This window comes from Methanospirillum sp. (assembly GCF_028679455.1).
Taxonomy (GTDB): domain Archaea; phylum Halobacteriota; class Methanomicrobia; order Methanomicrobiales; family Methanospirillaceae; genus Methanospirillum.
In genome coordinates this window covers 1-11,331 of sequence record NZ_JAJRBM010000144.1, presented here as the reverse complement: position 1 = coordinate 11,331, position 11,331 = coordinate 1, and the positions used below count along the sequence as shown (strand labels likewise).

14 protein-coding genes and 1 pseudogene are annotated in these 11,331 nt (G+C 47.4%); 5 read left to right on the top strand and 10 right to left on the bottom strand.

All coding sequences use genetic code 11. The features are described from left to right. The coding region (locus tag LUQ50_RS04910; protein ID WP_300037049.1) for a site-specific DNA-methyltransferase at positions 1-505 on the top strand (505 nt) is incomplete at its 5' end. A 21-nt stretch (positions 506-526) separates the two neighbouring features. Here LUQ50_RS04910 and LUQ50_RS04905 read toward each other — a convergent pair. The 9 genes from LUQ50_RS04905 to LUQ50_RS04865 form a co-directional block, all read right to left on the bottom strand. Beyond that, positions 527-1,171: a tetratricopeptide repeat protein gene (locus LUQ50_RS04905; protein ID WP_300037046.1), complete on the bottom strand. Its 645-nt coding sequence runs from the start codon at positions 1,169-1,171 to the stop codon at positions 527-529. 69 nt (positions 1,172-1,240) lie between these two features. Then, positions 1,241-1,696, bottom strand: coding sequence for a nickel-responsive transcriptional regulator NikR (gene nikR / locus LUQ50_RS04900; protein WP_300037043.1), 456 nt, complete (start codon positions 1,694-1,696; stop codon positions 1,241-1,243). A 222-nt stretch (positions 1,697-1,918) separates the two neighbouring features. Then, positions 1,919-2,584 carry a class I SAM-dependent methyltransferase gene (locus LUQ50_RS04895; RefSeq protein WP_300037040.1) on the bottom strand — a complete coding sequence of 222 codons (666 nt, stop codon included), beginning with the start codon at positions 2,582-2,584 and terminating at the stop codon, positions 1,919-1,921. Positions 2,585-2,587: 3 nt separating this feature from the next. Beyond that, a complete protein-coding gene (locus LUQ50_RS04890) occupies positions 2,588-3,724 on the bottom strand; it encodes an MFS transporter (protein WP_300037037.1) in 1,137 nt (378 codons plus the stop codon). Positions 3,725-3,739: 15 nt separating this feature from the next. Continuing rightward, positions 3,740-5,629 (bottom strand): beta-CASP ribonuclease aCPSF1, encoded by a 1,890-nt coding sequence (locus LUQ50_RS04885; RefSeq protein ID WP_300037034.1) that lies wholly within the window; start codon positions 5,627-5,629, stop codon positions 3,740-3,742. Positions 5,630-5,680: 51 nt separating this feature from the next. After that, complete coding sequence (psmB, locus tag LUQ50_RS04880; RefSeq protein ID WP_300037031.1) at positions 5,681-6,310, bottom strand: archaeal proteasome endopeptidase complex subunit beta; 630 nt, start codon at positions 6,308-6,310, stop codon at positions 5,681-5,683. A gap of 94 nt (positions 6,311-6,404) precedes the next feature. Then, the gene (locus LUQ50_RS04875) at positions 6,405-7,241 is read right to left on the bottom strand and encodes a CBS domain-containing protein (protein WP_300037028.1); all 837 of its coding nucleotides are present in this window, start codon (positions 7,239-7,241) and stop codon (positions 6,405-6,407) included. 26 nt (positions 7,242-7,267) lie between these two features. Next, positions 7,268-7,696, bottom strand: coding sequence for a universal stress protein (locus tag LUQ50_RS04870; protein WP_300037025.1), 429 nt, complete (start codon positions 7,694-7,696; stop codon positions 7,268-7,270). After that, complete coding sequence (locus LUQ50_RS04865) at positions 7,689-8,771, bottom strand: amidohydrolase family protein (RefSeq protein WP_300037022.1); 1,083 nt, start codon at positions 8,769-8,771, stop codon at positions 7,689-7,691. Before LUQ50_RS04865 ends, LUQ50_RS04870 begins: the two co-directional genes overlap by 8 nt. Positions 8,772-8,819: 48 nt before the next feature. Here LUQ50_RS04865 and LUQ50_RS04860 point away from each other — a divergent pair, with 48 nt between their 5' ends. Continuing rightward, the gene (locus tag LUQ50_RS04860) at positions 8,820-8,981 is read left to right on the top strand and encodes a preprotein translocase subunit Sec61beta (protein ID WP_300037019.1); all 162 of its coding nucleotides are present in this window, start codon (positions 8,820-8,822) and stop codon (positions 8,979-8,981) included. Here LUQ50_RS04860 and LUQ50_RS04855 read toward each other — a convergent pair. Beyond that, positions 8,978-9,730, bottom strand: a complete 753-nt coding sequence (locus LUQ50_RS04855) for a coenzyme F420-0:L-glutamate ligase (protein ID WP_300037016.1) — start codon at positions 9,728-9,730, stop codon at positions 8,978-8,980. The two genes, LUQ50_RS04860 and LUQ50_RS04855, sit on opposite strands and share 4 nt — an antisense overlap. 145 nt (positions 9,731-9,875) lie before the next feature. Between LUQ50_RS04855 and LUQ50_RS04850 the strand changes: the two genes are divergently transcribed. The 3 genes and pseudogenes from LUQ50_RS04850 to LUQ50_RS04840 form a co-directional block, all read left to right on the top strand. Next, the gene (locus LUQ50_RS04850; protein WP_300037013.1) at positions 9,876-10,148 is read left to right on the top strand and encodes a hypothetical protein; all 273 of its coding nucleotides are present in this window, start codon (positions 9,876-9,878) and stop codon (positions 10,146-10,148) included. Between the two features lie 19 nt (positions 10,149-10,167). Next, a complete protein-coding gene (locus LUQ50_RS04845; RefSeq protein WP_300037010.1) occupies positions 10,168-10,908 on the top strand; it encodes an endonuclease III domain-containing protein in 741 nt (246 codons plus the stop codon). Positions 10,909-10,917: 9 nt separating this feature from the next. Further along, positions 10,918-11,331: pseudogene (locus tag LUQ50_RS04840) on the top strand (hypothetical protein); the annotation flags it as partial.

The window sequence follows — 11,331 nt, the reverse complement described above, 5'->3', positions numbered from 1 at the left end:
CACGTTTTTCATGGAACAGAAGATGATATGGAAAGGAGAAATTCTGTGGGAGAAGAACAATTACAACTGTAAATATACTTCCTGGGGAAGCTGGAAGAGTCCGTCAAGCCCGTATCTGAAGTATACCTGGGAGTTTATTGAGATCTTCTGTAAAGGAGATCTGAAAAAAAGCGGAAACAAAGAAGATATCGATATTACCGATGATGAGTTTAAATCATGGGTGGTAGCCAAGTGGTCGATTGGTCCCGAACGCAGGATGAAACAGTACGATCACCCTGCTATGTTTCCAGAAGAACTAGTTGAGCGTTCGCTGAAATTGTTCTCCTATCGTAACGATATCATTGTTGATCCCTTCAACGGCGCTGGCACAACCTCGGTGGTAGCAACCCGGCTTGGCAGAAGGTTTCTTGGAATTGATGTATCTGCTGAGTATTGTGCCACCACACGGGAACGCGTGGATCAGGAGCGGAAAAAAGGAATTCAGTCAGTGTTGTCTGATATGTGAAAATCGTTCCGGGTTACTATCTTAAACCTTTCTTTGATTCACAATCAGGATAATTCCCATGAGCATTGCAAATATCGATATCGGAATGCTCATTGGTGTCTTTTTCCCCTGGTTTTTCATCCCGGATGCATATGCTTTATTGGATAATGCCAGTTTGTTAGCAGGGTCGAGTGCAAGCGCCTGTTCAGACGCATTGAGTTCTTCATCGTAATCACCCAGCGATCCGTGTGCTGTTCCTTTGATGATCCAGGCTTCAATCAGGGTTGGGTCAGCTGCGAGAGCTTTCGAAGCATAGGTGATAGCATCATGATTCTCACCTTTTTCCAGGTTATACGAAGCCATAGTGGCAAGAACACTTGAGTCATTCGGATCAATGGCAATCGCTTTGTTGAGAGCCTCTTCAGCTCCGGTCAAGTTCCTCATATTCATGAGGACACTGGCACGGGTGACCAGGGCAAGGGTAAAATTCGGTTGTATTGCAAGAGCCTGTGAAGTAAGATTCTCTGCCTGAGAATAGTTTCCTGCATTCGCTTCATCTACTGCAAGATTGTAGATCTGGACAGCTTTGATATTATCTGGCTTTGCTTCTGCGGCAGAAACCGAATATCCACTGCAGAGCAGCAGCACTATGAACAGGATGCCCGTGATCAGGGACAACGTACGCATACCTTATGATTGGGAAGGAAGTGTTATGCAGATATCCCTCACCCGACTGTTGGTTCCCTGGTTATACTGTCATCCTTCCAGAGGAATCGTTGTCAATTTGACAGTTTCAACACCTTTTTGTGCCATCAATCGCTCTGCAACTTCTTTCACTTCTTTTGCGTCTCCCCTGACCAGAAGAACTTCCACACAGCGGGAGTGTGATACATGTGAATGCAGTGATGCCTGGATTAGTCCCATATAATCATGCTGAATATCTGTAATCGATGCGATGAGTCCACGCTGATGATGATCGTAGACAATCGTAATGACTCCCTGACGTTCCCCGGTCATATCAGCCATCCACTTATAATATCTGATATAGGATCTGATTGCATCTCTGATCCCTTCAGATCGTGAAGAATACCCCCGGGTTTTCAGGATCTGATCAAAACTATTGAGAAGATTAGCTGGTAGTGACACTCCGATGCGGGAGAGATCATGTTCCTGGAGTTCTTCAGCATCACGATCAGAAAATGTGTCAGGCATATGGGTACTATTTGAGTCTCATCGTATAATTTTTTCTTATTCATTACGCAAAAGTTGTGGTCAGAGACATATACTACACTCATCTCTGAAATGCTGAATACCCATAAAATATAATTTGTGGGAGTAATTGAAAAGAATTCCTCAAATGTCCAGGAACATATCTGAACCGGGTGCTACTCGAATCTCTCATTCTTCAGTATGCGTAATACGATGATGGTCATATCATATGGTCCGGAGTTGTTTTTCCAGAACAACTGTCAGTACGGCCCGTCTATGGCTCTTCCCCCTGATTCGGAGGATCCATTCCTCACGAATGATCTTCCCGATGAGAAACCGGAACCCCAGCACCCGGATATCGTCAGGAGAAAAATACCTGGTAATGATACCGTCTCCACGGAGATAGGTTCCTGGTTCGATCTCCTCTCCCTGACCATCCCGCATGTCTCCTTGTGCAAACACGGTTAGCGCAAGACTACCCTGAGGTTTAAGGACCCTCCAGATTTCATCCATCAATACCGGTTGTAGGTACAACGACAGATGTCCCAGAATGTGATGAGCATATACATGATCTACCGATGAATTATGAAATGGCAGATAGCAGGCATCGCTCTGCACCAGATGGAGATCGGATAGTACTGGATCTCCCTGACAGATTCGGAGGGCAGCAGGTGAAAAGTCCACTCCGATGCAACATCGATCTGACAGGTTCCGTGTTCGTACATTTTTCCCGTCACCAACACCCAGTTCAAGGATGGTTCCGATCAGCTGATCTTGAATAAATTCTGCAGGTGCATTTCCCCATTGACGTCCCTTTTCATGATACCGTTCATCCCAGGATTGTCGCTGAGAAGAGGGAGTGAGAGGATTGGGATGGTCGGATGTGGTCATGGGTTATGAATCATGCGAGTCAACAAAGCCGCGGCATCTGCATGCCCCGATCAATACAACACAGATCCCTGCAAGTAGAGCAATTAGTGCTGAAGCGGTTGATACGGAGAAAATCCCGGCAATATATCCACCGATGGCAGGAAGAAAGGTCATACCTGCATAACTTGCAGTGGTATAAAGGCCCATGGCCACCCCCTGTTTCTCCTCTGCGGTCGCCAGATAACTGATCTGTGAGATCATAATCAGACCTGCAACAAATCCCATAATAAAAACAGAGAACGGATACTCGATAAATATCAGTACAAATACTCCCATCAACACTGCTGATATCCGTATCAGGAGTACCGGCTCTATTCTGAACCAGGGGGCAGTCAGTGATGCAATGATGGTTGCAAGATTCATAACTGCGAGTGCAGTCCCTACTTCTTGTGCAGGGAGGCCGGAGATTTCTGGATAAATGGCCTGAACAAATCCGTTTATTCCCAGAAGTACGATGACCGAAAACCAGAGTGGTGCCTGTCTAATGAGCATTCCGTACACATCATTCAGAAGTGGTTTCCATTCCTGTACTCCTGTATGGGGGGTGGTTGACACAGCCTGGATTCCTTGTGTTCCCTTGCAGATGAACAGTATCACAAATGAAAGGATCGACAGGATGGTGAAGAACAGAATTCCTGCAGTAGTATCATTCAGGATTCCGGTGATCCATCCTCCACCGAGCAGACCCAGTAGGAGACCCAGATTCAAGAGTGCCATAAAAATCCCTGACAAGCGGGTATGGTTCCTCTGATAATTGATCCATGAGAGGGCAGCTGAAACAAAAAGTCCCGCTCCGATCCCTTCGATTATCCGGGTAACCAGAAGCAATACCGGGTCAGTAGTGGAAGTCAGTATGACGCCTGATAGTATTGTCAGAATCATGCCGATCCAGATTACCTTGTACTGACCGACCCGCTCGCTGATGATACCTCCGGGCAGGGTGGTGATCATGGCACCAAAGAAATATGCTGAATAGATGAACGCCTGGATCTGCAGAGCATCATCCAGATCCGGTAATATCGGGATGATGGCATTTGATAATGCCATCAGGGAACATATCCCAAAGAACAGGCTGAGAAGAAAGAGATGAGATCGATCCATCAGAATCCTGACCGTTCAGACCAGGCGGTATGTTTCTAGATTCATCGGAGCCATGGTCTGGATATGATACTTCTTGTAGATGGAACTTGCAAGATCCAGGGTTTTGCTCTCTTCCCCATGGATGGTGAATATTTTTTCAGGCTTGGGCTGCATATGGGAGACAAAATTCATCAGTTGCCTCCGGTCTGAGTGACCTGAAAATCCATCAACGGTAAAACATTCAAGATTGATGAGCAACGTCTCGCGATTTCCAATTGGAATCTCACGCCATCCTTTCTGAATCCGACGACCAAGTGTACCGTCTGCCTGGTACCCGACAAATACCAGGGCACAGCGCTCATCAGCGCCAAGATTGCGCAGGTACTCCATAACCGGGCCACCGTTCAGCATACCACTGGTGGTGATAATCACACTGGGATCTCCGGTGATGACCTTCTCACGCTTATCAGGAGAATCGACCTGTTCAAAGCAGTCTGAAAGGAATGGATTGAGTCCCTCCTTGAAGATGAGGTTTCTGAGATCCGAGTTCAGGTATTCAGGATAAGTGGTATGAATCGCAGTTGCTTCCTTGATCATTCCATCCAGGTAAACCTTCATCTTCGGGATCTTCTCAAGTCTGATCGCTTCTTCAATCGCGAGCATAACTTCCTGTGAACGCCCGACTGAGAATGCTGGGATGATCACCTTGCCGCCACGACCAATTACGTCACGAAGAATACTGTAGAGTTTCTCCTCCGCTTCTGAACGGGGAGGCTGCATATCCCCCGCTCCTCCATAGGTTGACTCCATCAGCAGTGCTTCTAACCGTGGGAAATGATTCGTAGCAGCGTTGAACAGTCTGCTCTTTCCATAGTGAATGTCACCGGTAAATGCGACATTGTACAGTCCGTCACCAATATGGAAATGGGCGATGGCAGATCCGAGGATGTGACCTGCATTATGGAAGGTGAGTTTGATATCCGGAGCGATATCAGTCACGCAGCCGTAATTGATGACGATTGAATGTTTGATATATTCCTGGACTTCTTTTGAGGAGTAGGGAATGGTATTTCCTTCCTTGTTCATCACTTCCAGGTAATCGAGCTGAAGCATCGCTGCAAGGTCTCGCGTCGGTGGTGTCGAGTATACCGGGCCGGTATATCCGTATTTGTAGAGCAGTGGAATGTATGCACAGTGATCCAGGTGGGCATGGGTGAGCACAACGGCATCCAGTTGTGTCAGTGGATGGATCTCAGGAATATAGAGATAGGGGGTTGAGGTTGAATTACCGGGATTTTCTCCGCAATCTATGAGGATTCTGCTTTCAGGAGTAGAGAGGAGAAATGCGGCCCTGCCGACTTCACGACAGCATCCAAGGGTAGTTACCCGGATCCACTGGTCCTTTGCGGTAACATCACGGTGAATCCGGCGTCCAATTCTTCGCAGAAGTTCTTTGCGTTCCTGATGAGCACCACGGAGGTATTGTCTCACCTGTTTGACGGTTGAGGACTCGATCGGTGGTGTCCGCACCACCTTTGGTGTCCATCCAATCTCTTTGGTGATATCACGCAGGGTAGCACCGTTCTTTCCGATTACCACACCTGGTTTCTCGGCTTCAATGAGCACTTCTCCAGTATCCTGCTCAAAGAAGATATCAGTTATTCCTGCGTTTTCACCGACTACATCCTTGATTGATCTGACTGCCCGTTCCGGGTCTTCCAGAATTGTCGGCCTTACAACGATTCGTTTTCTGAGTTCACGGGCAAGAATCTTGATCAGATCGTCCTGATCAGCGAAACTCTTGGGGTCATCGGTATAGATTACCAGTTCCGGGCCTTCAAACTCTACTGATGTGACCGTGATACCTTTCGGTACTTTTCGTTTGATCTTCTCGTGCAGTTCTTTGAGTCGTTCCTCGATTAACATTACAACCGTCCTAAAAAAGCAATAAAAAGGGTTTCAGAAAATTAGATATCTTTAATTTGGAATTAATTTAGTAATTTCTGCATCAGATAATTCGCGGTACGCTTCTTTGGTGATGACAACCACAGCCATACTCTCTCCTGATCCTGCATCACGTTTGATTGCTGACCGAAGAGCCCGGATTGCGAGTTCAGATGCTTCTGTCTCACTCATCGCAGGTTTGAACCGGTCTTCAAGGACACCATATGCCATTGGTGATCCTGATCCGGTTGCTACGATCTTATCCTCGCGTGAAGACCCGCCGACCGCATCAACTGAGAAGAGTACCGGTCCTGATTCATCCACTCCTCCAATTAACAGTTGCACATAATACGGGTAATACCGGTTACCGTGAAGGATATTGGAGAGAAGCGTTGAAGCTGCACTGATCTTCATGGTTTTGCCCCGGCGAATCTCATAGAGATTTGCTTCAACACTCATGAGACGTGCAAGTTGCTGGGCATCTCCGACGCCTCCGGCCGTAGTAAGGCCGATTCGCGATCCGATCTGATAGATCTTCTTTGCGGTTTTGTTTGAGATCAGGAAACCCATCGTCGCCCGCCTCTCGCTGGCGAGCACTACGCCGGATTCAAATACAATACCGACAGTAGTGGTTCCTTTCATGGTTTCATTCTGTTCTGTCATAGCAAACACCAGGAATAATATAAAATGCAATGCAGAAGAATTGCAGGTGCAAAAATGCCTATGCTAAGAGCATCCTGCAATAATTTAAAGATTGTTATTGGTATTTCTCATCGAGGAGAACTTTAATGAGTTCCCTGTCGAAGAGAATGCTCTTCAGCCGGTTGTCCCCGTTCACAACCGGAAGCTGGTCAACCCGTGCTCGTTTCATCTTGAGTGCACATTCGCTGACTTCGGCATTTGGGGGAACCATAACCACATTGGTGACCATTGCGGCTTTAACCGGTCTGTTAGGTAACTGGACACGGGAGATTCCATAACTGATATGGTGTACGTCTCTGATACTCTCCCAGGTCCATTCATCATCGTCGGTTCCGGTAGTGGAAAGGTCTGAGGTCTCTACCGAATCCTCAATCATCGCACACCGGATAAGATCCCGTTCTGAAATGATCCCCTGCAGTTTACTTTCCCTGTTCAGAATCGGAATTGCTTCATACCCGGCAATCTCCATAATTCTTCCGACCAGAGGAAGCGGGGTCTCTTCCCAGAGAGCACACGTAGGGCTGGTAAGGCGATCCTTAATCTCCTCTTCAATCTTCATTCTGGCAATTGCCAGAACAAGATCAGCAACACTGATAAGTCCGATTAGATTGCCCTCATTATCAACAACCGGAAGACGACGGATATTATTCTTACTCATCACCCGGGCAGCTTCAAAGATGGTGGCATCAGGGAGTATGGTAAGTGGGTGTGGGGTCATCAGCAATGCTAACTGATTCTCTTCAGGTTTGTGCAGGAGATCTTTTCTGGTAATGATCCCTACGAGTCTTCCATCTTTGAGAACCGGAACGCCGCTAATTCCCGTCCGCTTTAAAATTTTGAGAACATCATCACGATTACCTGGAATTTCTACGGTGACGACATCGGTCGTCATGTAGTCAGATACCAGTGTAGCCGTGGCTATGATCTCACCACCAGTACAGAAACCGAACTGTGCTCTACCACAAATGAACTGACACTACCCAGAAGAAGACGATCCACATTACTTTTTCCATGTGAACCCATCACAATCAGATCAGCCTCCAGAGCCATGGCCTTGGATATAATCGTGTCTCCTGCATGACCCTGTTCAAAATGGGTCTTGACTACAACATTCTTCTTGGTGGCGAGCTCTTTGACCCGCTCAAGGGCTCCGGATCCTTCCTGCTCAAGCAGACTGTACATCACTTCAAGTTTACTGTCTACCGGAATATCAGTAAACAGGCCGGTCTCAACGACGTAGACCGCATGCAGGTCAGCTTTCCAGGCTTGTGCCTGCTCTACGGCTGCTTCAAAAGCCTTCTCACTTACCGCAGATCCGTCTATAGCAACGAGAATGGTTTTATACATGTGGTCCCCCTCCAAAAGGATGATTAATTAATTTCGATTCTACATAAAAAATGCTTGCGCAGATCTGGGCAGTTGGAGACCTTTTTACCACACTGGTTACCGGATCGTGGGAGAAACGCAAATTACTATCAGAATAATCGATGACATTGAAATTTGCCCAATTTCCTTCCCTGATTGTATGATCTATTCCCGCAGCGGAAAATCCACGGGTGGCTGATGATAACAACTCCTCAGCGGGTATCCGATAGACGGTGTGAGCAAATGAAATCTCCTGCATCATGTCCGGTTGAACAAACATCGCGTTATCTGTCCCTATTAGGATCTCTACACCCTGCTCTCTCATCTCCCGGACCGGGGGATGATCCGAAGAAGTGGTTGCCCCGAGAAGAAAGTTAGACCGCGGACAGATAACCACTGGTATTCCCGCATCTGCAATAGCTCTGATCTGGTGAGGCCCGGCATGGGTTCCATGAACCAGGATGTCGGGTTCACAGGCCAGAGCAGCATCGATATCTGCTGAGTCACGTTCGCCGGCATGAAAAGCAATAAGTTTCCCGGTCTTCTTCATCCGACTTACGATCTCTTCATAGGAACTGATATCCCGGGCACTACTGATCCCTGCTCCATCGCTGATCTCTTCACCACCTTCCCTTCCCAGAATGACCGGATGAGAAGACAGGTCTTTGCACGCTTCCTGCAGGTATGAAACACCAACGGCTCCCCCTTCCCTGAAATCAATAAAACCAGCGGTCCCGGTTTTGATCATTGAGAGAACTGAACTTCTCATTGCTTCGACCAGATCTTCTGGCGGTGTTTTAGCCAGAATCTGGTGTTTGAGTCCGTGAGGAGGCGATACAAGAGACTCAAGATCTCCAGAGCAGGGAATGTCCATTGCAACGGTATCTGCGAGATGGGTATGGGCGTTGAAAAATGCGGGGCATATCCATCGGTCAGGTACCCGCTTCTCATCCTCTATCCTGGTGATTATTCCGGCTTCCACCACGATAGTCACTGGTCTGGGCTCAAGCGGGTCACCAAGAAATGCCACTCCGCTGTAGGTGGTCTCATCAGTCATTGCGTGTTCCTAACCTGTATTTAAATAATCAGCCGTTGAATGATACGTATGGCAAAGAAATCGGGTGGAAGACTCATCTCTTCTGCCGGTCTCGTCAATTATTATGACAGTGAGGACCGGCGGGCCGTTCATATCAGCCCCTATGTTGTCCTCGGCTTGACAGTTGGTGTTGCGATCATTATCTTCGCTGCAAACCTGATCAAATTCTAACACTCTTCTTTTTGCAATGCTCGTCTGATGATGTCTTGGCTTTTCGTGAAATAGATCTCATTGTGTCCTTTCCATGCTGGGCAACCCCTGAATAATACAACCGGAACTCCGTTGTTGCTTTCTCCCATTACAAAGTTAGAGAACCCTGCTATCTCATCGATTACTGCTTCTTCAGTGATCTCAAGAACCTTTCCAAAGAGATCAGTATCCCCGCGAAAGTCCCTGATAGCGGTCATGCCACTCCATCCGATTGCATGTCCGGTCTGACCACGACGAAATGCCCGTCCGCAGGTATCGGTCAGGATAATCTGGCATAATACTCCTGTAATTTCAAAAATTCTCTCTGCAATTCGTGAAGCTTCGGCCATGGGATCCGGGGGAAGGTAGATCGCATATCCGTCTTCGACATTACTTGCATCCACCCCTGAACGAACACCCACATGACCCCAGGGGAGTGCAGTAAGGGTAAATGGAGTCTCAATAAGAACATCTGCGGCCTGGTCAAGAACGACCTGCAGGAATCTTGGATCTTCTCCGGTTACCGATGCGATGGAGCACGCCTGTTTCCCGGGAGTGATCTCATCAAGTCTCCGTGAATACCCATTTGCTTTTGAGACGATCGTAGATGCAATGCAGAGTATGTCGCCATTCTGCAATGTGGTGGTATTGCAAATTAATGCTGCAATATCATCATCTTTCTGAATAAGGGGAAGTCCCCGTAGTCCGGTTATCGAAATTGAAGAATCCATGGGTACTCCTGTTCTTTAGGGGTGCAGCACTGATCTCATATATCAATTTGGTTCCTTCACTCCCGATATGTCTCCATGACATTGTTGTCCCCCGGGAAGTAAGTCCGGAAGATTCATCTGGAGTTGCAGAGCAAAGGTTCAGATTATGTATCTGGTGATCCGGTGTGGTGGTTGTTCCCATATGATGACTGCTCCTGACTACCGGCATCATATGCTCTGTCCGATCTGTGGGGTGACGACTGCTCTTAGTGATTCGCGGATATATGTCTCCTGTAGGGAGCGTGAAGTTGCCGAGCATATTGCGGATCAACTGGCAACTATACTTAGAAAACGTCATGGAACTGATCTTACTGATGAAGAACTACTCATGTTGCGCCAGCGGTATGCTGCATGGGAACGACAGTCCGGTTGGTCATAAGTGATGAGGTCTGGAACTGATGAGTACCTTAATTCGATCTGAAACATCAGGCTCCTCTGAAATAACCCGTGACGACCTTCTCACGTATTATCAGGAATTGCATGATGCCTACGGTCATCAGGGATGGTGGCCGTCTGAAGGCTGGTTTGAGACGATAGTTGGTGCCGTTCTGGCACAGAATGTCTCATGGACCGGTGCATCACAGGCAGTCTCTACTCTAAAAAAATCAGGGCTTTTGGATCCCGAAGCGCTCCTTCTTCTTGGGCCAGATACCCTGGCTCCCCTTATCCGATCCTCCCGGTACTATAATCAGAAAGCAGTTCGTCTTCTGGTATTTGCAGAATTTTTTATGACCCGATACCGGGGAGATATCTCCCTGATGAAACAGGAGGAAACCGGTCTGCTCCGTGAGATGTTGCTTGAACTCAAAGGATTTGGTCCTGAAACTGTGGATTCCATTCTTCTGTATGCTTGTGAAAAACCAGTTTTTGTTGTTGATGCATATACCCGACGGATTGGGTCCCGGATCGGATGGTTTCCGGTAGATGCTTCATATGAACTGATGCAAAATTTTTTTACAACCCGACTCTTTCCAGACCCGGATCTGTTTAATGATTATCATGCCCAACTTGTGTATCTGGGTACTAGTATCTGCCGGACCAAGCCCGTATGCGAATCCTGTCCAATCCGGCAGATGCCGGAGGATTTGCGGTGCCCGTTTGTGATATCTGATACTCCCCGTGTACGCAAAAAACCGTAATAATAGACTATGCCACATCATTATGCTACTTCAGCAATGAGTGAAGCAATAGACCGGACGATATTCCTTCTCTGGCCACCAAAGTCAGGCATATGGATTCGGGTTGCGATCATCGCTCTTTTTCTCGGTGGAGGCATGGTGAATCCTATCCGGACTGATCCTGTCTCAGGGTCCGGGGCACCCTGCTTTGGCATCCCTGGGTCAATAGTTCTTTCAGATTTTTCTGATCTGGTGTATACCATTACTCTCGGAATTTTGATTGCCGGTTTTATCTATGTGATGATCAGTGCTGTCTTCCAGTTTATCTTTGTTGATTGCCTGAGTACCAATACCATTCTATTAACCAGAACTCTTCATATCAGATGGAAACAGGGCCTGCGGCTGGTTGGTTTTTACCTGTTTCTCCTCGCACTAATTCTCATT